Genomic DNA, 26,540 nt, shown 5'->3' with positions numbered 1-26,540 from the left:
AAGCCTAAGTTGACCTTGAGCGCTTAAATACGCTGGCCACTTAGGCTTTTTTCTATTGAAGGGATGAATTATCTTGGGCTTTCTTCATGAAGCTTTCCTTTTTAACTTTCACGCGGCGGTGGTCTAAACGGCCAATTAATTGGTCTTGGCAGTAGGCCTGCATTTGAAAATGATAATGACGATCATCGTAGTTAACCAATTCACAATGAATACGAATTTCTTCATTCAAGAGACTAGGGGCCAAATGCTCTAACTGGGCATAAGTTCCCACGGTCGTTTCGTCTTCCTCTAAGTGATCTTTCAAAAAACGTACGGCTGCATTTTCGAAATAACCTAAGAGCCAGGGGCTAGAAAGCACTTCTAAACTTCCCGAGCCGACTTGGTTTGCCAATTGGTGGGGTAAAACAGTAAAATAGGTATCCATAGTAATCCTCCTTGGGCGCATTATAAAAATTTAAATTAATTATACCATAGCTGTTGACAATGTCTAAATAAGCTGGTAATCTATTAGAGTTGCTTGAGAGCGAATAGCTCCCCAGCAAAAAAAATATTTCAGAAAATTATTGACAAAATCTTCTGAATGATTATATAATATAGTTCCTGGCTGAGAGATTTGCCAACAAAAGTTTTTAAATAAGAAAACTTTTAAAAAGTTGTTGACAAGGATTAGAAAGCTATGGTATACTAATTAAGTCGCTGTCACGGAAGGCAGCAAGATTTAGACCTTTGAAAACTGAACAAAGAAGACGAACCAAATGTGTAGGGCATCAACATTTATGTTGATGAATCAACAATTCAAACAATAAGTCTAGACCAGACTATAACTAGTCAGCAAACAAATGAGCTATCAACGCTCATGATTCTTTCATGAGAGTTTGATCCTGGCTCAGGACGAACGCTGGCGGCGTGCCTAATACATGCAAGTCGAGCGAACCGACGAAGTGCTTGCACTTCTGACGTTAGCGGCGGACGGGTGAGTAACACGTAAGGAACCTACCGATAAGCGGGGGACAACATCCGGAAACGGGTGCTAATACCGCATAGGAAACACCACCACATGGTGGTGTTTGGAAAGACGGCTTTGCTGTCACTTATCGATGGCCTTGCGGTGCATTAGCTCGTTGGTGGGGTAACGGCCTACCAAGGCAATGATGCATAGCCGACCTGAGAGGGTAATCGGCCACATTGGGACTGAGACACGGCCCAAACTCCTACGGGAGGCAGCAGTAGGGAATCTTCCGCAATGGGCGCAAGCCTGACGGAGCAACGCCGCGTGAGTGAAGAAGGTTTTCGGATCGTAAAGCTCTGTTGTAAGAGAAGAACAAATTGGAGAGTAACTGCTCCAGTCTTGACGGTATCTTACCAGAAAGCCACGGCTAACTACGTGCCAGCAGCCGCGGTAATACGTAGGTGGCAAGCGTTGTCCGGATTTATTGGGCGTAAAGGGGGCGCAGGCGGTTTCTTAAGTCTGATGTGAAAGCCCACGGCTTAACCGTGGAAGTGCATTGGAAACTGGGGAACTTGAGTACAGAAGAGGAAAGTGGAACTCCATGTGTAGCGGTGGAATGCGTAGATATATGGAAGAACACCAGTGGCGAAGGCGACTTTCTGGTCTGTCACTGACGCTGAGGCCCGAAAGCGTGGGTAGCAAACAGGATTAGATACCCTGGTAGTCCACGCCGTAAACGATGAGTGCTAGGTGTTGGAGGGTTTCCACCCTTCAGTGCCGGAGTTAACGCATTAAGCACTCCGCCTGGGGAGTACGGCCGCAAGGCTGAAACTCAAAGGAATTGACGGGGACCCGCACAAGCGGTGGAGCATGTGGTTTAATTCGAAGCAACGCGAAGAACCTTACCAAGTCTTGACATCCTTTGACCACTCTAGAGATAGAGCTTTCCCTTCGGGGACAAAGTGACAGGTGGTGCATGGTTGTCGTCAGCTCGTGTCGTGAGATGTTGGGTTAAGTCCCGCAACGAGCGCAACCCTTATTGTTAGTTGCCAGCATTCAGTTGGGCACTCTAGCGAGACTGCCGGTGACAAACCGGAGGAAGGCGGGGATGACGTCAAATCATCATGCCCCTTATGACTTGGGCTACACACGTGCTACAATGGATGGTACAACGAGCAGCGACCTTGTGAAAGCAAGCGAATCTCTTAAAGCCATTCTCAGTTCGGATTGTAGTCTGCAACTCGACTACATGAAGCCGGAATCGCTAGTAATCGCGGATCAGCACGCCGCGGTGAATACGTTCCCGGGTCTTGTACACACCGCCCGTCACACCACGAGAGTTTGTAACACCTGAAGTCGGTGAGGTAACCTTTGGAGCCAGCCGCCGAAGGTGGGACAGATGATTGGGGTGAAGTCGTAACAAGGTAGCCGTAGGTGAACCTGCGGCTGGATCACCTCCTTTCTAAGGATATATTCGGAATGCATATTTGAGTCTTCTTTGTTTAGTTTTGAGAGGTCTAACTCTCTATTGTTCTTTGAAAACTGAATACTATCATAACATTCCGCATTTCTATTTTTTGCGAGATAGAAATGTCAATAAACCAATTTTACCAAGCGTAAAAACCGAAAAAGAAAGAGTTTTAAAACTTTTCGCATCATACAACTTAACCGGTGGTTAAGTGAATAAGGGCGTACGGTGAATGCCTTGGCACTAGGAGCCGATGAAGGACGGGACGAACACCGATATGCTTCGGGGAGCTGTAAGTAAGCTTTGATCCGGAGATTTCCGAATGGGGGAACCTCATTGTTTTCATCGACAATGGTCCACTCAGTGAACACATAGCTGAGTGGAAGGTAGACGTGGTGAACTGAAACATCTCAGTAGCCACAGGAAGAGAAAGAAAAATCGATTTCCCGAGTAGCGGCGAGCGAAACGGAAAGAGGCCAAACCAGCGTGCTTGCATGCTGGGGTTGTAGGACTGATGGACGGGAGTGAATGAGCTAGTCGAACGCCATGGAAAGGGCGATCAGAGAGGGTGACAATCCCGTAGGCGAAAGCTCAGCCACCTCATTCAGTATCCTGAGTACGGCGGTACACGTGAAATTCCGTCGGAATCCGCCAGGACCATCTGGCAAGCCTAAATACTCCCTAGTGACCGATAGTGAACCAGTACCGTGAGGGAAAGGTGAAAAGCACCCCGGAAGGGGAGTGAAAGAGTACCTGAAACCGTATGCCTACAAGCAGTCAGAGCCCGTTAAGGGGTGATGGCGTACTTTTTGTAGAACGGACCGGCGAGTGACGATAGCAAGCAAGGTTAAGCTGAAGAAGCGGAGCCACAGCGAAAGCGAGTCTGAAGAGGGCGTTGAGTTTGTTGTCGTCGACCCGAAACCAAGTGATCTACTCATGTCCAGGCTGAAGGTGTGGTAAAACACACTGGAGGGCCGAACCCACGTCTGTTGAAAAAGGCGGGGATGAGGTGTGGGTAGCGGTGAAATTCCAATCGAACTTGGAGATAGCTGGTTCTCTCCGAAATAGCTTTAGGGCTAGCCTCGGATGATGACTATTGGAGGTAGAGCACTGTTTGATCGAGGGGTCCATCCTGGATTACCGACATCTGATAAACTCCGAATGCCAAATAGTTTAGTCCGGGAGTCAGACTGCGAGTGATAAGATCCGTAGTCGAAAGGGAAAGAGCCCAGACCACCAGCTAAGGTCCCAAAGTTTCAGTTAAGTGGAAAAGGATGTGGGGTTGCTTAGACAACTAGGATGTTGGCTTAGAAGCAGCCATCATTGAAAGAGTGCGTAATAGCTCACTAGTCGAGTGACCCTGCGCCGAAAATGTACCGGGGCTAAACTGAACACCGAAGCTGTGGATCCGTAGGATGGTAGGAGAGCGTTCTATAGGCAGAGAAGCATGATCGTGAGGACATGTGGAGCGTATAGAAGTGAGAATGCCGGTATGAGTAGCGAAAGACGGGTGAGAATCCCGTCCACCGAATGACTAAGGTTTCCTGGGGAAGGCTCGTCCTCCCAGGGTTAGTCGGGACCTAAGCCGAGACCGAAAGGGATAGGCGATGGACAACAGGTTGAGATTCCTGTACTTGTTTGATTTGTTTGAGCGATGGAAGGACACAGAAGGCTAAGCGGAGCGCGGAGATGGAAAAACGCGTCCAAGCAATGAGTGAGAAGGTGAGTGAAAGGCTTGCCTCAGACTTCATGAGTTGTGATGGGGAGGGAAGTTTAGTACCGAAGCCGCCGACGTCACGCTGTCAAGAAAAGTTTCTAGTGAGAATCAAACAACCCGTACCGCAAACCGACACAGGTAGTCGAGTGGAGAACACTAAGGTGAGCGAGCGAACTCTCGTTAAGGAACTCGGCAAAATGACCCCGTAACTTCGGGAGAAGGGGTGCTGACCGCAAGGTCAGCCGCAGTGAATAGGCCCAAGCGACTGTTTATCAAAAACATAGGTCTCTGCCAAATCGAAAGATGATGTATAGAGGCTGACGCCTGCCCGGTGCTGGAAGGTTAAGAGGAAGGGTTAGCGTAAGCGAAGCTCTGAATTGAAGCCCCAGTAAACGGCGGCCGTAACTATAACGGTCCTAAGGTAGCGAAATTCCTTGTCAGGTAAGTTCTGACCCGCACGAAAGGCGTAACGATTTGGGCACTGTCTCAACGAGAGGCTCGGTGAAATTGTAGTACCAGTGAAGATGCTGGTTACCCGCGACAGGACGGAAAGACCCCATGGAGCTTTACTGTAGGTTGATATTGAATGTTTGTGCCACATGTACAGGATAGGTAGGAGCCATCGAAGTCGGGACGCTAGTCTCGATGGAGGCACTGGTGGGATACTACCCTTGTGGGATGACCATTCTAACCCGCGACCATTAGCTGGTCGGGAGACAGTGTCAGTCAGGCAGTTTGACTGGGGCGGTCGCCTCCTAAAGTGTAACGGAGGCGCCCAAAGGTTCCCTCAGAATGGTTGGAAATCATTCGCAGAGTGTAAAGGCAGAAGGGAGCTTGACTGCGAGACCTACAAGTCGAGCAGGGACGAAAGTCGGGCTTAGTGATCCGGTGGTTCCGCATGGAAGGGCCATCGCTCAACGGATAAAAGCTACCCTGGGGATAACAGGCTTATCTCCCCCAAGAGTTCACATCGACGGGGAGGTTTGGCACCTCGATGTCGGCTCATCGCATCCTGGGGCTGAAGTCGGTCCCAAGGGTTGGGCTGTTCGCCCATTAAAGCGGTACGCGAGCTGGGTTCAGAACGTCGTGAGACAGTTCGGTCCCTATCCGTCGCGGGCGTTGGAAATTTGAGAGGAGCTGTCCTTAGTACGAGAGGACCGGGATGGACACACCGCTGGTGTACCAGTTGTTCCACCAGGAGCATGGCTGGGTAGCTATGTGTGGACGGGATAAGCGCTGAAAGCATCTAAGCGTGAAGCCCCCCTCAAGATGAGATTTCCCATACTTTGAAAGTAGTAAGACCCCTGAAAGACGATCAGGTTGATAGGTTTGGAGTGGAAGCTTAGCAATAAGTGGAGCGGACAAATACTAATCGGTCGAGGACTTATCCAAAGGATAAGGTTGTATGAGGTTTAAGGAAGGCATGATAGATTCAGTTTTGAGCGAACAAGCTCAAAAAATAAATTGTACGGTGACGATGGCAAGAAGGACCCACCTGTATCCATCCCGAACACAGCAGTTAAGCTTCTTAGCGCCGAATGTAGTTGGGGGTTGCCCCCTGTGAGACTAGGACGTTGCCGTGCTAACTAAGAGCCATTCCAATAGGAATGGCTTTTTTGTTGTTTTCTTTTGGAATTGCCTAGGGCTCTGTGTTTTAATAAGGCATAGGATAAGTAAGTTATTAAGATCATCAAAACCGTTTACAAGTTTGTGAAAACAAAAAAGCAAGCAGGTCTGAATTAGTTAAAACCTGCTTGCTAGTATTAGTAGGAGAAATTGCTTTTGCTTACTCGTTAAGAAAGGAAGAATGCCTATGCAAAAAATTGCTGTTGATATGGACGAAGTGATTGCGGATTTTTTAGCCAAGCAAATTCGTTTGTTTAATGAAAACTATGATTTTCAAATTAAAAAAGAAGACCTCCTTGGGAAGAACTTGGATCAATTATTTCCCCAGTACCAAAAAGTACTCCATGATATGGTGGCTGATCCTAATTATTTTGCTGATCTTGGGATCATTGAGGGGGCACGAGAGGCCCTTTGGCAACTCAGTCAGGATTATGAAGTCTTTATTACTACGGCTGCAATGGAATTTCCGAGTTCTTTTGCGGCTAAGTATGAGTGGTTAACCCAACACTTTGACTTTATCCCCGATAGTCACTATGTTTTCTGTGGGCAAAAGTCGATTTTGGGGGCTGATTATTTGATTGATGATAATAGTCGTCATTTTCAAGGCTTTAATGGTAAGGGGCTGCTCTTTTCAGCACCCCATAACCTGACGGAAAATTATCCCGACCGGCTGGATAATTGGGAGGCAGCCCTGGCCTACTTTTATGGATCTGCTGGCTTGATTAAATAAGTTCCTAAGTAAAAGGCATTTTATTAGTCGTCTTCTTCAAGGTTACTTTCCTTAACCAGGTAAAGGGGGCGTCTCTTGCTTTCCAGAAAAGTCTTGCCAATGTACTTCCCCACAATGCCGAGAGAAAGCATTTGTAGACCGCCCATGAGTAAAATAATAACAATGGTTGACGTCCAGCCCGAGGTGGGATTACCAAAGAGCAGGGTACGGATCATAAAGAAGGCCGCTAATCCAATAGCTAGGATAAAGACAATCAGGCCTAGGATAGCGATGATGTTGAGGGGAATTTGTGAAAAAGAAATAATCCCTTCTAAGGAATATACCAAGAGATTCCAAAAGCTAAAATGGCTGTGGCCAAACTGACGTTGGTGGTTAGGAAAATCGATATAGGCCTTTTGGTAGCCGACCCAATTAAAGATTCCCTTAGAGAAACGATTGACTTCACTCACCTTGAGGACACTATCGACCATTTGCCGAGTCATCATGCGGTAGTCTCTTTCCCCGCTGCGAATAGGGGTGTGGGATAATTGGTTAATCAGCCAGTAAAAGAGACGGGCACACTGGGAGCGAAACCAAGATTCTCCTTGCCGGTCTTGACGGCGAGTCACCACACAGTCATAGTCTTCTTCTTTGAGTTTTTGGTACATGGGGACCAATAATTCAGGCGGGTCTTGGAGGTCGACGTCCATAATCACCACGTAGTCTCCGTGGCTGTGTTGTAAGCCAGCATAAATGCCCGCTTCCTTGCCGAAGTTCCTAGAAAAAGCTAGGTAAGTCAGCCGCGGATCTGCTTGGCTCAGGGTCTTGATTTCTTGGAGGGTCTGGTCTGTGGATCCGTCATCAATAAAGAGGAGCTGCCAGTTCAATGGGTCAGGGAAGTGAGCCATGGTCGCTAACATGGCCTGGTAATAGGGGCGGATATTATCGGCTTCATTGTAGCAAGGGATAATAATAGAAATTGACTTCAATGGGGTCACCTCATGTTTATTTTACAAGTCTGATTCTCGTGCTTACACCCTTGAGTATAGCAAAAGTCAGGACTTTTATAATTCATTTATTTTAATTTTTATGAAATTTAAGTTATTATAGAAAGGAAAGGTTGTGGAAAATATGGCTTATAGTGAAAGTGAATTTAATGAAGCTGTTGAAAAATTAAACCGGGTGAACGCCAAAGACCTGCTTTCTAATCTAGATAGTAAGGAAGAATCCTTAGTTTTCGTGGGGCGGCCAACTTGTCCTTATTGCCGCAAGTTCCTACCTAAATTAATTGAAATCATTGAAAGCGATGATTTGGAGATTGCTTACCTGGACTCAACCGCCACCGCAGAAAGTGTTGCCATTCAAGAATTTAGAGAACAAGCCCAAGTGGCAACAGTGCCTGCCCTAGTGCGTATCGGTGGGGAAAAACGCTTAGAAAACCTAGGTGTTGATTCCTCAGATTCAATCGAAAGTATTAGAGAGAAAATCGCTCAATAATTTCTCACTAGCGAAAAAATAAAATACGAGCATGTTTCTCGAAAAGGTGTCAATACTGGACTGGGCACCTTTTTTCTTTTAGCTAGGCTTTTGCTATAATAGAGAAAAATGAAGTAGGTGATTATAGCAATGAAGCGGTTTTTAACTTTTCTCTTAACGGGAGTTTTAGCCTTTTGCCTAGCGGGTTGCCAAGGCTTGGACCAAGTTCTGGATCAAGTCTCCCATCAGCAGGTAGAAAACCAGGTGGAGTATGGTCAGGTTTATCGCTCTGATGAAGAGGTTAGTGCCTATCTCAATGCCTACCAGGAACTTCCGCCAAATTATATCACTAAAAAAGAAGCCCAGGCAGCTGGATGGGAAAGTGATAAGGGCAATTTATGGGAAGTGACCGATAAGAAAACCATTGGTGGCGATCATTTTGGTAACTTCGAAAAGAAGCTACCGGCTGATAAGACTTACCGAGAGGCCGATGTCAACTACTATGGGGGCTATCGGGGCGATGACCGCCTAGTGTATTCCTCATCTGGCGACATCTACTATACGGATGACCACTACCAAAGCTTTAAACAGTTGTATTGAGGTGAAGGACAATGAATGGGAAAAATAATACTAGGAAGATGCAAACATCTCCTAAACGCTACCAGGGCCAGGTGAATCGCCAATCGCGGGCCTATCAGGTGGTTCTCGATGGCCGCTTGATTAAGGACAGCCAGGACCTCTACCGGGCCTTTGCCCAGGGGATGGATAAGAGCGTGACTTTTGCCGGCAACTTGGACGCTCTATATGATGTGTTGACCGCCAACGCTAAACCTCTCAAGCTTATCCTGAAGCACCCCGTTGACTTAAGAAGCAATCTGGCAAGCAAGGCCGAGCCTTTTTTTACTATGATTAAGGCGGCAAAAGCGGCAAATCCCCAGCTTGAAATTATTGACTAGAAAGGAAGAGTCATGTGACAGCCAGGAAGACTTTACTTTATATTGCTGGTCATTACCCTGACTTAGCCCAGGCCGATTTACACTTATTATTAGAGCGGGGAATTGGGATTGTGACCCAAATTTTTACCCCAGATCGTTGGGAGTCGCCCTATGCCCTAAGTGAGGACCAATGGCTCTTATCCTTTAATCATACTGCGTCAGCCTTCTTGGCCTACCGCTTGCTCGAGCAGCTCCTGTATCCGATTCAAGTCAATGCCAGCATCGCTTATGGCAGTCTTGATTCACAAGCGGGACTAGTCGCCAGCCCGGCCTACCACTATGCAAGTCAAGCCCTCTTAGAGGCCCAGTCCTTGGGAGAAGGGGCCTTACTCTATAACGCAAATTATTTAGAGGACCAGCTGACCAATATGCTACTTTTGGCCTGGCAAGAGATTATCAAAGGACAGTCTGAGATCCAAAGAGCCCTGCGACTGTCCTATGAACTCCAATTTCCTCTCTATGCGGCCTATGCCATGACCAGTGAATGGCCTTTTCAAGAGATCGAAGCCTTGGAAATCTTAAAAATGCCGGTTTATGCCATGGAGGGGAAGTTACAGGATTACCAGACCATTGACTTTCAAGCGCGAAAGCCCTTAAAAATTGTTGATTTACATGCTAAAATACAGAGTGACCATTTTTATGTGACTGGTCTCTATGAAAAGGGCTATGCCAGTGCCATAGCCAAGATGAACCAAACTAGCCGACAAAACGTGGATTATCATCTCAAATCAGGACGCTTTGCCGCTGAACGTAATTATGCAGCGGCTATTGTTTTACAATTGGAACGTGAGGAAAATGCTCTTAGTGTTTAAGGAGTCATAAGGAGGATATACATGCAGCTGAAACTTAATCAAAGCAACCGCGAGCTTAAAGATAAGGCTAAGTCAGCCATTTCTGGCAATCGCTTGTCTTTAACCGGGATGTTTTTACTTAATCTATTCATTACTTTTGTTTTTTCCAGCCTCTTGGGCTTTTTAGCCAATTGGTTGAAACCCCTTAGTATCCAATCTTTTTCGATTAACCGGGTATTTTTAGATACGCCGGGTTTGATTGGTGAAATGATCAACCAAGTCGGACAAAGTACCGACCCCATCGCTTTAGGAATTACTCTATTGGTGAGTTTCTTAATCAGCTTTTTCATGGTTCAGGTCTGGGTCTATGGTACCCCTTGGTCCTTATTAGAAATGGTTGATGAGGGAGACCACCATATTGGCCGGGTGTGGTCAGCCTTTACTCATCGGCCTATCCGCCACTATATGACGAATTTCTTGGCTGCTATTGTACGCTGGTTTTCTGCCTTTGTCTTTTATTTAGTTTTAGCCACGATTTTATTCTTCTATTATGTGGTCGTTCTTTCCACCGCCCGGGCAGCCATTGGCCAGGTGACCGGAATCGTGGTCCATGTGCTCTATCTGTTGATTGCGCTATTATTACTATTTTTACTTGCTCTCTTGACCAGTTGGCTCTACTATGGTTTTAACTTCATTATGTTTCCAACTTACGATAACGAAGAAACCGGGGTTTTCCGGTCTTTGAGAATGAGCTGGCAACTGATGCGGGGCAATAAATGGCGGCTCTTCAAGATGGGGCTAGGCTATGTTTTTACGCCCCTGATTATTGGGGGACTGGTGAGTCTCTTAATGGCTTACTTTAGAACGGCCTTCCCTCAAGCAGACTATTATTTCTGGGCCCAATTAGGTCTGGGAGCCTTGGTGGTTTTATTCTTGTTTGGTAATTTGATTAAGTTCATGGTGGTTCAAGCGGTCTTTTACCGGGAACAAACTAAGCAATATGCCCTCTACCTCAATGATCATTTCTCTGGTTTTGGCGCTGAAGCTAGCGATAATATTGCTGACTTATACCACACAGAAGATCGTCCTCAATTTACCGCAGATACCATGGCCATCGATGCCTCTGAATTAAACGCTCTGGACGATTCTGCTTCTTCCAGTGACGACTATCTTTCCGAAGCGGCCTTTAGAGAAACCTATGGCCCAGACCAAGATGATTTTAAGGCAGGTGGTGAAGAGACAGATAGTCAAATCCAAGCCACTTATCCAGAAAATGAGAGTCCTGCTCTTGACCCCGCTTCTTTAGAAAGTCAAGCGGCCGATGATGAGATTATGGTGATGGCACCAGCTGGCAGTCAAGATGAGCCTGTTTCTTCTGATTCTCAAAGGGATCATAAGTCCGATAAACCAGATGAAGGGGCTTATGACTATGCTGACCCAGGCTATGTCCTCGATGATCGTCAACAGGAAGAAGTCCTGCCTGCTTCGGATATCTTCGACCTGGCTGAAGATTATAGTCAGTCTGAAGCAAGTTCTACTAAAGAGGAAACTCTTCCAGATCAAGCGGAAGCCCCTCAAGATAAAGTAACTGAAGCGGCAGAAACAGACCATTTTGAGACCCGTCCAGAGGAAGAAGAAACAAGCGCTTTTGACTTCCCAGTCCTAGAAGAATCAACCCCATCCGAAGACAGTCATTCATCAGTAGATAAAGCTGATTCAGAAGCAACTGTTGAAGAAGAGACTGAGGCTGACCCAGCCAGTGAAGTTGTCGAAAAGAAACCTTATGACCCTTATGGCTATAACACCCCTAAGAAGACCAACTTTAAACAAGCCAAGCATAAGGATGATATCCTCCTCGCCGCTGACCGCAGCGCGGAAAGCAGTTATGACAAGTCGATTGTGAATCAATCGGATTTCCTCGATGGCGATCCTTTGACTCCAGACCAAGAAGAAGACCAAGATTCAGCCGATAAGTAGTAAAGAGTATAAAGAAAAAACGGAGTAAGCCTCAAGCTACTCCGTTTTTTGCTATTCAATTAACTATGAAAGAGGTCTAAGAACTTTTATCTTGGTCTGAGTAGGGTGATCCCTTGTGGCCTTCCCAAGCCAGCCGGTGGATGGATTCGGCGACCTGTTCAGGAATACCCAGACCTTGGATTTCACTAAGATCAGCCTGGCGGATGGCCTTAATGGTTTTAAAGTGGCTGAGCACCTTACGCCGGGTTTTCGGCCCCACCCCTTTGACACTATCAAGACGGGATTGGAAAGAATTCTTGTGGTGGACTTGCCGGTGGAAGGTCTTGGCATAGCGGTCGACTTCGATTTGAATTCTCTGAACCAGGTGGAAGGCCTGGGATTTGGGATCTAGGGGCACAATGGCATGGTCATCGCCATAGATTAAGTGGGAAGTCCGGTGCTTGTCATCTTTGACCATGCCAGCAACCGGTAAGTCGTCGAGGCCCAGTTCATTGACCAAGACATCCCGAGCGGCATTAACCTCAATACTGCCTCCATCCATGAGAACGATATCGGGTAGGTCCTTGCCTTCTTTTAAGAGTCGGCTATAGCGGCGACGGATCACTTCTTGGGTAGCTTGGTATTCATTGGCTCCCTGGAAGGACTTGATCTTAAACTTGCGGTAGGCCTTCTTATTGGGGCGTCCGTCTTCATAGACCACCATCCCACAGACATTATCCACTCCAGAAATATTGGAAAAGTCAAAGCTTTCCATCCGTCTGAGATAGGGCAGGTTTAAGGCGGCACTAAGCTCTTCAACAGCCCCCCGGGTTTTCTTCTCATTCATTTCTAACAAGCGGAATTTTTGTTCATGGGCTAATTGGGCGTTCTCGGTAGCCAGGTCCAGCATATGGCGTTTATCCCCGCGTTTAGGGGTGACCACGGAGATCTCGAGAGCATCGCTCAAGAGATGGGTATCGATATTTTCCGGTACCAGTACTTCCTTAGGCAGGGTGTGGTTTTGCTCTTGATAGAACTGAACAATATAGGAGGTCAATTCTTCTGCGGGATCGTTATAACAGGCGAAGAGGGCCGAGTCCCGCTTAATAATGGAAAACTGGCGCAGGAGAAAGACTTGGATGCTGATCCAACCATGGTTGTAGTAATAGGCAAAAACGTCGCGGTTATTGTATTGCTTACTCATAACATTTTGTGGCTCAACGGTTTGCTCAATATAGTTAATTTGGTCGCGGTATTCAGCGGCCCGCTCATAGTGCATGTTTTCCGAGGCTTGGACCATTTTATTCTGAAGGTCCTCTTTAATGGTTTGGACGTCCCCATTCAAAAAGCGGGTAATCCGCTTAATCTGTTGGGCATATTCTTGGGCCGATACTTCGTGGTCACAGCAGCCGATGCATTGGCCCAGATGGTAGTAGAAGCAGGCCCGCTTTTCATTCTTGCCACATTTCCTGAGGGGGTAGGTTTTTTGGAGCAGGTCCCGGGTACTGGTCGCGGCATTGACATTGGGATAAGGGCCAAAATACTTGCCCCCGTCCTTTTTGACGTCAGAAGTGATGATCAGTTGGGGGTCTTCTTCATTGGTAATTTTCAGGTAGGGATACATGGTCCCATACTTGAGCATAATGTTATAGTGCGGTTTGTATTTTTTGATAAGATTAATTTCCAACAAGAGGCTTTCTTTGTTGGTGTTGGTCATAATCACTTCAAAGTCAGCAATTTCTGCCACCAATTGGGCGGTTTTTCCGGTGTGCTGACTGCGGAAGTAGGAATGCACCCGGTTAAAGAGATTCTTGGCTTTTCCAATGTAGATAATGTGTTGGTTGCGGTCTTTCATAATGTAACAACCTGGTTTTTTAGGAACTAATTTCAGTTTGTTCTCGATTAGTTGGTTGGCCACCAAGAATCATCTCCTTTCTAATCGATAATGTTTTTTACTTTAAACTCATCTATCTATTATAGCAATCCCGCTTAAAAAATCCATCCAAGCCGCCTGGCGGGTGAGCTTAAGTGGGATAAAGCGGGCGGCTTATGCTAAAATATAAGGAGTACTTAGCTCACTGAGATCATTTAGTCAAAGGGAGGCAATCATATGAGTCAAAAGAATCAATTCTTGAAGAAGGGCTTGCAATCTGCTGCCGTCATTGGGGGCAGTCTGGCCTATCTTTATTTTCAAAATTATCAACTGGGAAAAACCCATTATTTAGTCGAAAGCCCCCGCTATGCTGGCGGTTTGGAAGGGGTAAAAATTGCCCACTTGTCCGACCTTAATTTCCCTGACCAAAGGGTTAAGGTGGTCGATATCTTGAAGGCCGTCAAAGAGGAGGAGGTCGACCTCATTGCTATTACCGGTAATCTCATCCATCCGGAAAAGGCCTTTGACCGCCAAGAATTGGCTGTTTTTATCAAACAATTAGTTAATCTGGCCCCAGTATTCTATGTTAGTGGTTCCAATGAAGTGAAGAGCCCTTATAGCCATTTAATGGAAGAGCTCTTAAGACAAGCAGGGGTCAGGGTCTTACATGACCAAGCGGAAACCATCACGCTTCATGGGCAAGACCTGGTCGTCATGGGCCTAGCGGAAAAACCAGGCCGCCACTTCTTAAAAGGGGACGCCTTACGCTATCTCCCCCTTGAAGCAGATCAATTAGCCCTACCTAAGATCTTACTAGCCCACCATCCTGAAGCCTTCTTACGCTACCATGAATCGATCGAAAAATCGCCTGACTTGGTCCTAGCAGGTCATGCCCAAGGTGGCCAAATTCGGCTTCCGGGACTGGGAGGCCTTTACGCTTCTGACCAAGGCCACTTGCCCCAATATACCGAAGGAGTTTTCCGCCTTCCTGGTGACCAATACAAGTGTCTAGTGATTTCACGGGGGATTGGGGCGCCTAAGTGGCATGTCCGTTTCAATAACCAAGCAGAACTGGTTGTGGTGCAATTAACTGCTTCTAAAGAAGCTTTCTTGGAACGGGAATTAGCGGAAACCGACCGCGAAATTGCCGCTTATGGGGGCTTGTCCTGGAAGCAAGCCAAGGCCATCCTCAATAATGAAGTCGATGAACAATTAGCTGCCCAAACCGCACAGGCTGACCTAGTCCCAGCCAAGTCAGCAAGAGAAGCTGAAACTTTAGCCATTACTGGCCCTGACCAAGATCAATCCACCAAGTATTTAAGTATTAAAGAAGAGAGCGATGAGGTTTAATTTTGAAAGCAGAGCAAGACAGTTTAGTTGCTAGTTTCTTAGCCCAGCCCCTTAAGGCAGAGTGGGAAGCACAAGGCTTTGACCAACCCACGCCCGTCCAAGCCGCTGCTTGGCCCCGCATTTTACAGGGGGACAATCTTTTAGCCTTATCGGCAACGGGGACCGGGAAGACCTTGGCTTATCTTTTAGCCAGCTTCAATCAAGTCCAAGCCCAGGCGGGTTTACAGTTAATTATCCTGGCCCCTTCCCAGGAATTAGCCAGTCAAATTGCTAGTGTGGCTCGCCCCTGGGCCCAGTCACTTGAACTAAAACTCCAGCTAGTCATTGGTGGGGCTAACATCAAGCGCCAGATTGACCAATTGAAGGCCAAGCCGGAAATCGTAGTGGCTAGTCCAGGGCGGATTAATGAACTGATTGAACAACGGAAATTAAAAGTCCACCAAGTGAAATATTTGGTCTGTGATGAAGTCGATGACTTGCTAAAAGCTGACAGCCTTCCTCTATTCACAGATTTAATCAAACGTCTCCCCAAACACCGGCAAAATATCGCCTTTGGAGCTACCATCACCCAAGACAGCTTGACCAAGGCTAAAGAATTACTAGCCATTGACCAGGTCATTGACCTTAGACAGGACCTATCCAGCCAGGCCAATCTCCACCATGGCTACCTGTTCACACCGGTCCGTAAACGGGTGGACCGCCTGCGCAGCCTGGCCCAATTGGCCGACTTTAGGGCCTTGGTCTTTGTCCGTACTAAGGCTGATGTGGATTTACTGGAAGAAAAGTTAAGTTACCATGGGTTACCCGTGGCGGCCTTGCATGCGGAAATGAGTGGTCAAGACCGGCAAAGAGTCATCCAAGCCTTTAACCGGGGTCAGTTGCTTTATTTATTCACGACCGACTTGGCTAGCCGGGGCTTGGATATTTCTGGTTTAGCCTGTGTGATCCAATATGACCTGGCCAAGGATCAGGCCACCTATGTCCACCGCAGTGGCCGGACTGGGCGGATGGGGAAAGAAGGCTTGGTCTTGACTTTCTGCAATAACGACCGCACCCTGAGAGAATTAAAACAAGTCTTACCAGAAGGGACCGAGCTGGAAGAGTACGCTCTCTACCGAGGACAGCTGGTCAAAGCTGCTAGCCAGCCCCAGCCAGCAGGCCATGACCAGGCAAACAGAAGGACGAAAAAGCTCCAGTCTTCCAAGCGGGCGGCGCCTTCAGCTGATCAATCGGCAGGCAAAGGGAAGAAAAAGAAAAATCGAAAACGCCAGCAAAAGAACAAGGGTGCCCGGCGTAAAAAAACAAAAAAGAATTGAAGCCCAAGAAAAACTTCATTAGAATAATAGAGGACTAAAAATGAAGGAGTGCATATAAAATAATGGATCGTTATGCGATTATCCTTGCTGCTGGTAAGGGAACCCGGATGAAATCAAATAAGTATAAGGTATTACATGAGGTCGCTAATAAACCCATGGTGGCTCACGTCTTAGACAATGTTAAGGCAGCCGGCTTTAATGAGGTCATTACCATTGTCGGTTTTGGGGCCGAAGAGGTCGAAAAAGTCTTAGCAGGGCAAAGTCAATTCTGCCTCCAAGAAGAACAATTAGGAACGGGCCATGCGGTTTTACAAGCGGAAGATTTACTGGCGGATAAGGCAGGCTCTACCCTAGTGATTTGTGGAGACACGCCCCTAATTACCCAGGCTACCCTGGAAGATTTATTGGATGTCCATGAAGCTGAGGGGGCTAAGGCCAGTATCTTAACCGCTAAGGCCGAAGACCCAAGTGGCTATGGCCGGATTATCCGTAAGCAAGACGGGTCGGTGGCTAAAATTGTTGAAGAAAAGGATGCCAAGCCAGAAGAAAAGGCAGTGAAGGAAATCAACACCGGAACCTATGTCTTTGATAACCAGGCCCTTTTTGAAGCCCTCCACAAAGTGGGCAATGATAATGCCCAAGGAGAATATTACCTCCCAGATGTGATTGAAATCTTACGTGGTCAGGGGGAACGGATTTCAGCTTACCAAATGGCTGACTTTGGTGAATCACTGGGGGTTAATGACCGCCAAGCCCTGGCCCAAGCCAACCAGCTCTACTATCAAAGAAACAATCGCTACTGGATGGATAATGGGGTAACTATCTTAGATCCCCAAACAACCAAAATCGATGCGGAAGTCTCCATCGGCCAAGACACCATTATTGAAGGTCAGGTCAATCTCTTAGGACAGACCCGTATCGGTGAGAACTGCCATATTCTAGGCAACAGCCAGATCGTGGATAGCCAAATTGGCGATGAAGTGACGGTGGATTCTTCTAAAATTGAAAGTAGTCAAGTCGGCTCTCATACTTCCATTGGTCCCATGGCCCATCTCAGACCCCAATCAGTCTTGGGAGAATACGTTCATATTGGTAACTTCGTTGAGATTAAAAATGCTAGTCTCGGGGACCACACCAAGGCCGGCCACTTAACCTATGTCGGCGATGCTGACTTGGGCAGCTATATTAACCTCAGTTGCGGGGTGATCTTCTGTAACTATGATGGTTATAGTAAGCACCGTAGTCAGGTGGGCGACTATAGCTTTATCGGTTCTAATGCCAATATTGTTGCCCCGGTTAGCCTGGCTGATCATAGTTTTGTTGCTGCGGGATCAACCATTACTGAAGACGTTCCTAAGGAGGCCCTGGCCATTGCCCGTTCACGGCAAAGTAATAAAGAAAATTACTGGCACAAATTACCTATTTCTAAAAATAAGCCGGAAAGTTAACCCTAAAGAGCTTACATCTATGGTAAGATAGTATGGTAGGGACATAGTTTTTAAACATTTAGGTTTTAGGAGGAACTTATGACAATGTCAGAACATGAAGATAAAAACTTTAAGCTTTTCTCATTAAATTCTAACAAACCCTTGGCACAGAAGGTTGCTGATTGTTTGGGAATTGAATTGGGAAAAATAAATGTTAACCACTTTAGTGATGGTGAAATTCACATTAACATTGAAGAATCCATTCGTGGCGATAATATTTATATTTTGCAATCGACTTCTGCACCAGTCAATGAGAACTTAATGGAACTAATGATTATGATCGATGCCTGCCGCCGGGCCAGCGCTGATCAAATCAATGTGGTGATTCCTTACTTCGGCTATGCCCGCCAAGACCGTAAGGCCAAACCACGTGAACCGATTACATCCAAATTGGTTGCTAATATGATTGAAGATGCTGGCGCTACCCGAGTGCTTGCCCTCGACCTACACGCCAGCCAAATTCAAGGTTTCTTTGATATTCCGGTGGACCACTTAATGGGGGCTCCTTTACTGGCTAATTACTTCCTTGATAAAGATCTTTATCAAGGCAAAGACATTGTCGTTGTCTCTCCTGACCATGGCGGGGTAACCCGGGCTAGAAAATTGGCTGAATTCCTGGATGCGCCAATTGCTATTATCGACAAGCGTCGTCCACGTGCCAACGTCGCCGAAGTCATGAATATTGTTGGTGAAGTCAAAGGTAAAGATTGTATCATTATCGATGACATGATCGATACCGCCGGAACCATCACTGCTGCTTCCAATGCCTTAGAAGAAGCCGGCGCTGTTTCGGTGACGGTCTGCTGTACCCACCCCGTCTTATCCGGCCCAGCTATTGAACGTCTAGAAAACGCTAATATTGATGAAATTGTGGTAACCGACTCAATCAACCTCCCTGAGGAAAAGAAAATTGATAAGATCACGACAGTATCGGTTTCTGAACTGATTGCTGAAGCCATCTATCGGATTCAAAATAACAAATCAGTGAGTCCGCTCTTCCGCGAACAATTCAAGGGAATGGAAGCCAAAGATTAGTAAAATACTTAAAAAAGAATAATCTTAGTGTAGAGGAAGCTTTGACTGATGTCTGAGCTTCTTTTTAATAGGATGCAGTCAAAAATGTGTTCCAAGCGCAGAGCAAGCGTCCGCTTCAGAAGTCCTTGTAAATCCTTTTATAGGATTTACTGCGAACTCCTTCCAGCGATCTTGCTCTTTGGTGCACTTGTCACACTCTGTCCAAATCTGTTCCAAAAGGCAGCCCTGACGTCCGCTTCACTAAAGGTCGACGAATTCTCTAGTTGAGTTCGGACGCCAGCCTTGAAGTCACTTCAGAAAATCTCAACGCACAGTTCCCTGTGCTTATGGTATTTTCTTCCAGTGATTCAAGGCTTTGACGGCGCCCTCTCATCCTTTTTGAGAATTCTTTCGCCCTTTAGCTCCAGCGGTTCAGGGCTCCTATGCCTTTTGTCACACTCTATTGAAAATCTGTTTCAAGTGCAGAGCAAGCGTCCATTTCAGAAAACGGCCACGAATTCTCTGCGTGAATTCTTACGCCTTTTTCTTCCAATGGTCTTGCTCTTTGGTGCACTCGTCTCACTCTGCATCCATTTAGGCGAAAAAACTTGTGAGGGTAACTTTTTTTCGCTAAAATGAAGAAAATTACTAGTAGCAAGTCATCTGTACATCCCCTCGCTGTGGGCGGTGTACAGATTTTGTTGCGTTAAAAAGAAAAGGATGATCGATATGAAGTTAGTGGTTGGATTAGGAAATCCAGGAAAAGAATACGAAGGGACTCGCCATAATATTGGTTTTATTGTCCTTAATGAATGGGCCTACCGCCACCATGAAAGCTTTGATCGTTCCGCTTTCAATGGGGTCTATTTTAAACGCCGGGTGGCTAATGACCAGGTGCTCTTTGTCAAACCCACTACTTTTATGAATCTATCCGGTCAATGTGTATCTGGCTTTATGAATTATTACCACATCGACTTAGAAGACCTCCTAGTGGTCTATGATGATATGGACATGGAACCCGGCCGTCTCCGCCTACGGAAAAAGGGCAGTGCTGGCGGTCATAACGGAATGAAAGATATCATTAAAATGCTTAATTCTAAAGACATTCAACGAATCAAGTTGGGCGTGGGCCATCCTAAGGGCAAGGGCTCGGTGGTCAACCATGTCCTAGGAAAATTCTCAAAGGAAGACCAAGGCAAGATGTTAGAAAGCAGCCAAGCGGCAGCCGATGCCATTTCTTACTGGTTAGAGGGCAATAGCTTTGAAAACACTATGAATCGTTTCAATAACTAATAAAGAGAGAAAGACGTGGAAATGAACTTAGAAAATTATCTCAATGAGAAAATTATTGACAGTAAGCTAGAAAACACCTTGAGGACGGGGCAGAGTGTTCTCTACCTGGGTTTACAGGCGGCTAGTAAAGCCTATATGATTGCTGAAATTCAAGCCAGCCATCCCGATAAAAAGACCGTGGTCTTGACCAATAATCTCTTGCAGGCGGAGCGTTTTTATGAAGACCTGCAAACTTTCAATCCAGAAGCTGACCTCCACCTCTATTCCAGTCCAGAAAGTGTGGCTGAAGACTTAGCCATTCAAAGCCCGGAAGCTCTGGGGGACCGCTTGGCGACCTTAGACTGGTTACTTGATGAAGATAGTAGCGGGATCTTAATTAGTCCTATCTTCGGGTTAAAGCGTGCCCTGACTCCTGTATCTGAGTGGAAACACCTAGTTAAAAACATCCAACGGGGCCAAGATCTGGCAGTCGACCAGCTGAAAGCAGACTTATTGCTTTTGGGGTATGAACGGGTGGAGGCCGTTTTACGACCTGGTGAAATGAGTGTCCGGGGGGATATTGTTGACCTCTTCCCCCTAACCAGTTCCCAGCCCTTGCGACTGTCTTTAGCCTTCGATGAAGTGGAACGTATCACGACTTTTGACGTTAACAGCCAAAAGAGCCAAGAGGACTTAGAAGCAGTTACCATCTTACCGGCTAAGGACCTCTTGTTTAGCCCTGACCGCCTAAAAGCTGGCGTGGCTCATTTAGAAAAAGTGGCCCAGGAAAAAGCTGAGAAAATCCAAGATGAAGCCATCAAAAAACAAGTCCAGGCCATCTTCCAAGATGAAATTCAAGCCTGGTCAGCTGGGGAGACGACCGAACGAACCCATTATTTTAGTCAGATCCTCTATCCAGACTCTTGCAGCCTGCTTGACTATGTGGGGCAGGGACAGAACCTAGTGCTAGATGATATGACCCGGCTGATTGAATTATCCCAGGAAATTGACCAGCGAGCCGCCCTTTATCTGCAAGGGAAGGTGGAAGCTGGGCACCTGCCTCCGATTGACCAGATCTATTTAGATAGTCACGACCAAGTGATGGCTTATTCGGGGCGGAAGTTCTACCTGGCCCAGTGGCAGAAGGGTTACGGCAATATGCGCTTTGATGGCCTCTACCAATTTCAAACGCGGACGGTTACGCCTTTTTACCATAATAAGGAAGCCATTAAACTGGAATTTGAAGCCTGGTTGAGAATGGGCCGGTCTTTACTGATCTTTATCGAGGAGGAAGAGAAGGCCCGCGACTTAGAAAAAGATCTCAAGGCCATGAACTTCCAGGCGGTCTTGACCCAGGCAGATCAAATTATTCCTGAGGCTATTAATATTATTGCTGGCCACTTGTCGGGAGGAATTGAATTTGTTGACAGTCAAGTGGTCCTTTTAGCCCAAAGTGACCTCTTTGACCAGGCCAAGCGTCGTCGTCGTAAAAATACCAATAACCTCTCTAACGCTGAGCGCTTAAAGAACTACCAAGAGTTAAAACCCGGCGACTATGTGGTCCATGTTAACCACGGGATTGGGCAGTTCGTTGGGGTAGAGACCATCGAGGTGGCGGGTAACCACAAGGACTATCTCAGCATCGTCTATGCTGATAATGCCTCTATCCACGTCCCCATTGACCAAATTGACTTGGTCCAAAAATATGTTTCAGCGGAAGGCAAGAGCCCTAAACTCAACAAAATGGGCGGAACCGAATGGCAAAAGACCAAGCAAAGGGTCAGCAAGAAAATTGAAGATATTGCTGATGACTTGGTGGACTTGTATGCAGAAAGAGAGACCAGAAAGGGCTATGCCTTTAGTCCTGACAACGAAGACCAGGCTGCCTTTGAAGACGAATTTCCTTATCCTGAAACCGATGACCAGCTCCGCTCAATCCAGGAAATTAAAGCTGATATGGAAAAAGAAAAGCCCATGGACCGTCTCCTCGTTGGGGACGTGGGCTTTGGAAAGACTGAAGTTGCCATGCGGGCTGCCTTTAAGGCTATGCTAGACGGTAAGCAAGTCGCCTTCCTGGTGCCAACGACTGTCTTAGCCCAGCAACACTATGAAACCATGCTAGAGCGCTTTAAGGACTATCCCTTTACTATTGACTTATTGAGCCGCTTTCGGAGCCCGGCCGAACAAAAGCATGTCATTAAGGGCTTAAAAGAGGGCAGCGTCCAATTAGTGATCGGTACCCACCGACTCCTATCCAAGGATATTAAGTTCTTAGATCTGGGTTTATTGGTTGTTGATGAGGAACAACGCTTTGGCGTTAAGGCCAAGGAGAGATTAAAGGCCTTGCGAAAAAATGTCGATGTCCTTACCCTGACGGCAACGCCGATCCCTCGTACCTTGAATATGTCCATGATGGGGGTTAGGGACTTGAGTGTGATTGAAACGCCACCAGCTAACCGTTTTCCGGTACAGACCTATGTCATGGAACAAAACTATGGAGCGATCCGGGATGCCATTGAACGTGAATTAGCCCGCAATGGTCAAGTCTTTTACCTCTTTAATAATGTGCAAAATATCCAAGAAAAAGCTAACTTCATTGAGGAATTAGTCCCCCAAGCCCGGGTAGCCATTGCCCATGGTCAGATGCATGCCAATCAATTAGAGGAAGTCTTAATGGATTTCTTGGCCGGAGATGACGATGTCTTAGTCACTACCACCATCATTGAAACCGGGATTGATATGCCTAATGTCAATACTCTCTTGGTGGAGGACGCAGACCGGATGGGCCTATCGACCCTCTACCAACTTCGGGGACGGGTAGGCCGATCCAACCGGGTGGCTTATGCTTACTTTATGTACCGGCCTGACAAGGCCCTCAATGAGGCCAGCGAAAAACGGCTGACCGCCCTCGAAGACTTTACTGAATTAGGGGCAGGGTTCAAAATCGCCATGCGCGACCTCTCCATTCGTGGAGCCGGCAACCTCCTGGGGCAAGAACAGCACGGTTTTGTCAATTCGGTGGGTTATGACCTCTTTCAACAGATGCTGGATGAAGCCATCCGTAAGAAGCAAGGCAAGGCAGCTAAGCGGCCTCAGTCACCGACAGAAATTGAATTGCACATTGACGCCTATATTCCTTCAGAATATATCCAGGACGAAAATCAAAAGGTGGAAATCTACAAACGCATCAACCTGCTGGAGGATGTCGATGCCATGTGGGACTTGGATGACGAATTATTGGACCGCTTTGGTGAGCCTCCGGTAGAAGTTCAATGGCTCTTAGCAGTCGGGGCGATGAAGTCCTATGCTACTGCAATAGGGGTAGAAAAAATCACGCGTAAGGGGAAGGCGATTGAGCAGGTCTTTACCAAGCAACAAGATCCTAGCCAATTGACTCCGCTCATTTTCCAAGCCTTAGAAGATATCCCCATGAAATTACAAATCAAAATGGCTAATGATCAATTAGTCATGCAGTTAAACACTAAAGACCTCTCAACTGATCAGTGGTTAGACTATCTCCTCCAATTCCTAACCCAGCTCAGTAAGGATTTAAAGGCGGATTCTGACCAAGTGGAAGGGGAGGACTAGGGATGGTGTCGAGTAAAAACCGCCGCAGTCAACAAGCCTTAAAGGGGGCCAGCTTGTTGACCCTGGCCGGCATTATCGCTAAGATTCTCAGTGCGGTTTACCGGGTTCCCTTTCAAAACCTAGTGGGCGACACGGGCTTCTATGTCTACCAGCAAGTCTACCCCATTTATGGGATTGGAATGACCTTTGCCCTGAGCGGCTTACCTAATTACGTGGGTAAACAAATTTCCTGGCAGGTTGACTTGGCCCACCGTCGCCTGTTTTTGCGGCGTTATAGTCTCCTAGTAGTCATTTTTTCTTTATTGTGTTTTAGCTTGACCTTTTTTCTAGCCCCGCTTTTAGCCCAGGGAATGGCTGATCCCAACTTGGCAGTGGTGATTCGGAGCGTTTCCTATATGTTCTTAGCCATGCCTTTTCTCCTCCTCATTCGGGGAGCCTTTCAGGGGCGCAATGATATGAAACATACCGCCGTCTCTCAGGTGATCGAGCAAGTGGTCCGGGTTGGGGTAATCTTAGGGGTGGCTTATCTCTATAGCCAGGTCTTTAGTCAGGACTGGTCCCTCTATGAGATGGGGGCCTGGGCCATGGCCTCGGCTGGGATTGCTGGTTTTACGGCAGCTAGCTACCTAATCCTGGCCCTGCTTCAATCCAGGGGCACCCAGCGCCTATTCCAAGAATCGAAAAGAAGTCGAGCTCTGGCTGAAGATCCGCCTTATCACTTGACCTGGCCCCAGATTTTAAGAACCTTTGTCACCGATGGCCTGGTGATTTGTAGTTTTTCAGCCTTATTGGTCTTCTTTCAATTGATTGATTCTTTTACCCTTTATGATGGTTTACTGGATTCTGGTTTGGATGGCGACCTGGCTAAGGTTTATAAGGGAGTCTATGATCGCGGCCAGCCCTTTGTCCAATTGGGCATGGTCTTTTCCCTGGCCTTCCAGACCTCTTACTTGCCCCTGCTTTCCCAGGCCTTTGTCAAAAAGCAAAAGGCCCAATTTAGGGAAGCGGCAGCTCGTTTTAGCCGCTTAACTTTCTTTATTAGTCTATTGGTCACGGCGGGGATAATGGCGATCTTACCGGAACTCAATGTGATGCTCTTTAGTGATGCTAAGGGCAGCGGGGTCTTAGAACAGTATCTACTGATGATTGTCTTGGCCAGCTGGGTATTGATCTACCATAATATTTTCCTGGGCCAGAACCAGTGGTTTTATTCGGCCATGGCCCTGGGCTTGGGATTATTAGTTAAAGGGGTCTTTGCCCACTTGCTGGTTAGCCGCTTTGGCCTAGTGGGGGGCGTCTGGTCCAGTTTACTCGCTCTAGTGATGATGCTGATTTTGATGCACCATTTTATCCCCCATTCGATTAAAAGCGAGAGTCAAATGGGGATTTTACTGAGAGACACTAGCCTAGTGGTTCTTCTCATGTGGCTGGCCATTATGGCTTTGCGCTGGTTCTTTTGGCTAAATTTCCCTAAAGGTCGGGCCTTTGCTACTTTATTTGTGGGCTTGGCTGTCCTTTTGGGAGCAGGTGTCGTATTATTAGTAGTAAGAAGATACCCGATACTTAATCCGGCTGAGTGGCAAGAGCTTCCCTTGGCTAAATATTGGATCAAAAATAAGGAGAGTTAGGAAGAGTCTATGCGAATTGATAAATTTTTAAAAGTTGCTCGAATTATTAAGCGACGTACCGTGGCCAAAGAGGCCTGTGATCAAGGTCGGGTTGCTGTCAATGGGCGGCCGGCCAAGTCAGGGACCAACTTGGAAGTTGGTGATACGGTTAAGCTTGAGTTTGGGAATAAGTGGCTGACTTTGAGAGTCGATGCTCTAGAAAATTCGACTAAAAAAGAAGACGCCAGCAAAATGTATACCATTCTCGATGAAGAATGGAAGGAAAAGGCTAGCGAACCTGAATTTTTTTAATTGAAATAGGAGCTATACTTTTTAAAAGAAGCAAGGTACAATAGGAAGGGTACTATTTTGTGAAAGGATGCTAAAGATGGGCGACCAAGGCAAGGAAAATAAGAATAAAATTACTTCCATTGCACGCTACGCTGGCAAGAAGGAGCAAGAAGATACTAAGAAACAGAAATGGCATGACTTAATCATGCGCTCGCTCTTAGGTTTTTGTTTACTAGGCTCCCTATTATGTCTGTTTGGCGTCTTCCATGCCCAACTTAAGACCCGGTCCTTAAGTGAACAAACTGAGCAGGCTAAGCAACAAAGACAGAGTGAACAAGAAATTGTTGACTCTCTAAAGAACCAAGTGACCTTATTAAATAATGAGTCTTACCTGGCGAGCTTAGCTCGGGCCCAATATTATCTCAGCAAAGAGGGCGAAATTATTTTCTCCACTCCTGAAGATAATGATTCCATGAAGGCAAAAAGTCTTAACAAGGCATACCTAGAAGCGCAAAATAATCAAAACAAAGTAAATAATGAAAAAAATTAGGAGGATCATAAGCTTTCATGACCGTAGAAGTTGGGGAAAAAGTAACTGGTAAGGTTACAGGAATTGTTAAATTTGGTGTATTTGTCGATCTCGGTGATGGAACCAGTGGCTTAGTCCACATTTCTGAAATTTCCGATAGCTATATTAAAGATATCAATGATTATCTACAAAAAGGCGATGAGGTGACTGCGATTGTCACTAAAATTCAACCGGATGGAAAGATTGCCTTATCCATGAAGGACGCCAAGGATCACAAGCAAGCTGAGCCCAAAGCACATGCTAAGCCTGGTAATAGTGGTCCTAAGCCAGCTAAAGCCAACAATAGCCATAAGAAATTTGACCGTAAGCCACAAGCAAAAACCAGTGACTTTGACGCCATGATGAATAATTTCTTAAAGGAAAGTGATGATCGCTTAACTTCCTTAAAGCGTAATACCGAAGGCAAACGTGGTGGTCGCGGTGGCCGTCGCGGCTAATGACAAGAGATGAAGAATAGAAAAAATTA

General features: G+C 46.6%; 19 protein-coding genes and 3 rRNA genes. 19 read left to right on the top strand and 3 right to left on the bottom strand.

What is annotated here, in order from left to right:
- Positions 1-52 precede the first annotated feature (52 nt).
- Entirely contained in the window at positions 53-424 is a 372-nt protein-coding gene (locus DBT50_RS07690; RefSeq protein WP_111852128.1) for a thioesterase family protein, read from the bottom strand.
- 439 nt (positions 425-863) lie between these two features.
- Between DBT50_RS07690 and DBT50_RS07685 the strand changes: the two genes are divergently transcribed.
- From DBT50_RS07685 to DBT50_RS07670, 4 genes are all read left to right on the top strand, one after another.
- Positions 864-2,411 (top strand): 16S ribosomal RNA (locus DBT50_RS07685).
- Positions 2,412-2,622: 211 nt separating this feature from the next.
- Positions 2,623-5,526, top strand: a 23S ribosomal RNA gene (locus DBT50_RS07680).
- Positions 5,527-5,601: 75 nt separating this feature from the next.
- Positions 5,602-5,717: ribosomal RNA gene (gene rrf / locus DBT50_RS07675) — 5S ribosomal RNA — on the top strand.
- Together the 16S, 23S and 5S rRNA genes form the textbook arrangement of a ribosomal RNA operon.
- Positions 5,718-5,947: 230 nt before the next feature.
- Positions 5,948-6,490 carry a 5' nucleotidase, NT5C type gene (locus tag DBT50_RS07670; protein ID WP_111852546.1) on the top strand — a complete coding sequence of 181 codons (543 nt, stop codon included), beginning with the start codon at positions 5,948-5,950 and terminating at the stop codon, positions 6,488-6,490.
- 23 nt (positions 6,491-6,513) lie between these two features.
- Here the strand turns inward: DBT50_RS07670 and DBT50_RS07665 are convergent, their stop codons facing one another.
- Complete coding sequence (locus tag DBT50_RS07665; protein WP_111853459.1) at positions 6,514-7,458, bottom strand: glycosyltransferase family 2 protein; 945 nt, start codon at positions 7,456-7,458, stop codon at positions 6,514-6,516.
- Between the two features lie 142 nt (positions 7,459-7,600).
- Here DBT50_RS07665 and DBT50_RS07660 point away from each other — a divergent pair, with 142 nt between their 5' ends.
- The 5 genes from DBT50_RS07660 to DBT50_RS07640 all read left to right on the top strand — a co-directional run bounded on the left by DBT50_RS07660 (position 7,601) and on the right by DBT50_RS07640 (position 11,708).
- A complete protein-coding gene (locus DBT50_RS07660; RefSeq protein ID WP_076340268.1) occupies positions 7,601-7,966 on the top strand; it encodes a thioredoxin domain-containing protein in 366 nt (121 codons plus the stop codon).
- Between the two features lie 129 nt (positions 7,967-8,095).
- Positions 8,096-8,545, top strand: a complete 450-nt coding sequence (locus DBT50_RS07655; RefSeq protein ID WP_111852548.1) for a ribonuclease domain-containing protein — start codon at positions 8,096-8,098, stop codon at positions 8,543-8,545.
- 11 nt (positions 8,546-8,556) lie between these two features.
- Positions 8,557-8,901 carry a barstar family protein gene (locus DBT50_RS07650; protein WP_111852549.1) on the top strand — a complete coding sequence of 115 codons (345 nt, stop codon included), beginning with the start codon at positions 8,557-8,559 and terminating at the stop codon, positions 8,899-8,901.
- A gap of 14 nt (positions 8,902-8,915) precedes the next feature.
- Positions 8,916-9,752, top strand: coding sequence for a hypothetical protein (locus tag DBT50_RS07645; protein ID WP_111852550.1), 837 nt, complete (start codon positions 8,916-8,918; stop codon positions 9,750-9,752).
- 21 nt (positions 9,753-9,773) lie between these two features.
- On the top strand, positions 9,774-11,708 hold the full coding sequence (locus tag DBT50_RS07640) for a DUF975 family protein (protein ID WP_111853460.1): 1,935 nt from the start codon (positions 9,774-9,776) through the stop codon (positions 11,706-11,708).
- A 76-nt stretch (positions 11,709-11,784) separates the two neighbouring features.
- On the opposite strand, the gene uvrC is transcribed toward DBT50_RS07640, so the two are convergent.
- On the bottom strand, positions 11,785-13,605 hold the full coding sequence (gene uvrC, locus DBT50_RS07635; protein WP_111852580.1) for an excinuclease ABC subunit UvrC: 1,821 nt from the start codon (positions 13,603-13,605) through the stop codon (positions 11,785-11,787).
- 192 nt (positions 13,606-13,797) lie between these two features.
- Between uvrC and DBT50_RS07630 the strand changes: the two genes are divergently transcribed.
- From DBT50_RS07630 to DBT50_RS07585, 10 genes are all read left to right on the top strand, one after another.
- The gene (locus DBT50_RS07630) at positions 13,798-14,910 is read left to right on the top strand and encodes a metallophosphoesterase (protein WP_111852552.1); all 1,113 of its coding nucleotides are present in this window, start codon (positions 13,798-13,800) and stop codon (positions 14,908-14,910) included.
- 2 nt (positions 14,911-14,912) lie between these two features.
- Entirely contained in the window at positions 14,913-16,226 is a 1,314-nt protein-coding gene (locus DBT50_RS07625) for a DEAD/DEAH box helicase (protein ID WP_111852553.1), read from the top strand.
- Between the two features lie 62 nt (positions 16,227-16,288).
- Positions 16,289-17,674 (top strand): bifunctional UDP-N-acetylglucosamine diphosphorylase/glucosamine-1-phosphate N-acetyltransferase GlmU, encoded by a 1,386-nt coding sequence (gene glmU, locus DBT50_RS07620; RefSeq protein WP_306470062.1) that lies wholly within the window; start codon positions 16,289-16,291, stop codon positions 17,672-17,674.
- 84 nt (positions 17,675-17,758) lie between these two features.
- Positions 17,759-18,748 carry a ribose-phosphate diphosphokinase gene (locus DBT50_RS07615; protein WP_060778693.1) on the top strand — a complete coding sequence of 330 codons (990 nt, stop codon included), beginning with the start codon at positions 17,759-17,761 and terminating at the stop codon, positions 18,746-18,748.
- Between the two features lie 708 nt (positions 18,749-19,456).
- Entirely contained in the window at positions 19,457-20,020 is a 564-nt protein-coding gene (pth, locus tag DBT50_RS07610; protein WP_111852555.1) for an aminoacyl-tRNA hydrolase, read from the top strand.
- A 21-nt stretch (positions 20,021-20,041) separates the two neighbouring features.
- On the top strand, positions 20,042-23,587 hold the full coding sequence (gene mfd, locus DBT50_RS07605) for a transcription-repair coupling factor (protein ID WP_224785055.1): 3,546 nt from the start codon (positions 20,042-20,044) through the stop codon (positions 23,585-23,587).
- 2 nt (positions 23,588-23,589) lie between these two features.
- Positions 23,590-25,215 carry a putative polysaccharide biosynthesis protein gene (locus DBT50_RS07600; protein WP_111852557.1) on the top strand — a complete coding sequence of 542 codons (1,626 nt, stop codon included), beginning with the start codon at positions 23,590-23,592 and terminating at the stop codon, positions 25,213-25,215.
- Between the two features lie 9 nt (positions 25,216-25,224).
- Positions 25,225-25,506 (top strand): RNA-binding S4 domain-containing protein, encoded by a 282-nt coding sequence (locus tag DBT50_RS07595; protein ID WP_111852558.1) that lies wholly within the window; start codon positions 25,225-25,227, stop codon positions 25,504-25,506.
- 76 nt (positions 25,507-25,582) lie between these two features.
- Positions 25,583-26,035 (top strand): FtsB family cell division protein, encoded by a 453-nt coding sequence (locus DBT50_RS07590; RefSeq protein WP_070558352.1) that lies wholly within the window; start codon positions 25,583-25,585, stop codon positions 26,033-26,035.
- Positions 26,036-26,052: 17 nt separating this feature from the next.
- A complete protein-coding gene (locus DBT50_RS07585; protein ID WP_060778688.1) occupies positions 26,053-26,511 on the top strand; it encodes a S1 domain-containing RNA-binding protein in 459 nt (152 codons plus the stop codon).
- Positions 26,512-26,540 lie beyond the last annotated feature (29 nt).

Source organism: Aerococcus tenax, from assembly GCF_003286645.3.
Taxonomy (GTDB): domain Bacteria; phylum Bacillota; class Bacilli; order Lactobacillales; family Aerococcaceae; genus Aerococcus; species Aerococcus tenax.
The sequence above is the reverse complement of the archived record's forward strand: the minus strand, read 5'-3'. Positions and strand labels throughout refer to the sequence as shown.

What these genes read in the sequence shown, in the direction of transcription:
- DBT50_RS07690 (WP_111852128.1), bottom strand. Translation starts at nt 424, where the DNA reads ATGGATACCTATTTTACTGTTTTACCCCACCAATTGGCAAACCAAGTC.
- DBT50_RS07670 (WP_111852546.1), top strand. Translation starts at nt 5,948, where the DNA reads ATGCAAAAAATTGCTGTTGATATGGACGAAGTGATTGCGGATTTTTTA.
- DBT50_RS07660 (WP_076340268.1), top strand. Translation starts at nt 7,601, where the DNA reads ATGGCTTATAGTGAAAGTGAATTTAATGAAGCTGTTGAAAAATTAAAC.
- DBT50_RS07655 (WP_111852548.1), top strand. Translation starts at nt 8,096, where the DNA reads ATGAAGCGGTTTTTAACTTTTCTCTTAACGGGAGTTTTAGCCTTTTGC.
- DBT50_RS07650 (WP_111852549.1), top strand. Translation starts at nt 8,557, where the DNA reads ATGAATGGGAAAAATAATACTAGGAAGATGCAAACATCTCCTAAACGC.
- DBT50_RS07640 (WP_111853460.1), top strand. Translation starts at nt 9,774, where the DNA reads ATGCAGCTGAAACTTAATCAAAGCAACCGCGAGCTTAAAGATAAGGCT.
- DBT50_RS07630 (WP_111852552.1), top strand. Translation starts at nt 13,798, where the DNA reads ATGAGTCAAAAGAATCAATTCTTGAAGAAGGGCTTGCAATCTGCTGCC.
- glmU (WP_306470062.1), top strand. Translation starts at nt 16,289, where the DNA reads ATGGATCGTTATGCGATTATCCTTGCTGCTGGTAAGGGAACCCGGATG.
- DBT50_RS07615 (WP_060778693.1), top strand. Translation starts at nt 17,759, where the DNA reads ATGTCAGAACATGAAGATAAAAACTTTAAGCTTTTCTCATTAAATTCT.
- pth (WP_111852555.1), top strand. Translation starts at nt 19,457, where the DNA reads ATGAAGTTAGTGGTTGGATTAGGAAATCCAGGAAAAGAATACGAAGGG.
- mfd (WP_224785055.1), top strand. Translation starts at nt 20,042, where the DNA reads ATGAACTTAGAAAATTATCTCAATGAGAAAATTATTGACAGTAAGCTA.
- DBT50_RS07600 (WP_111852557.1), top strand. Translation starts at nt 23,590, where the DNA reads ATGGTGTCGAGTAAAAACCGCCGCAGTCAACAAGCCTTAAAGGGGGCC.
- DBT50_RS07595 (WP_111852558.1), top strand. Translation starts at nt 25,225, where the DNA reads ATGCGAATTGATAAATTTTTAAAAGTTGCTCGAATTATTAAGCGACGT.
- DBT50_RS07590 (WP_070558352.1), top strand. Translation starts at nt 25,583, where the DNA reads ATGGGCGACCAAGGCAAGGAAAATAAGAATAAAATTACTTCCATTGCA.
- DBT50_RS07585 (WP_060778688.1), top strand. Translation starts at nt 26,053, where the DNA reads ATGACCGTAGAAGTTGGGGAAAAAGTAACTGGTAAGGTTACAGGAATT.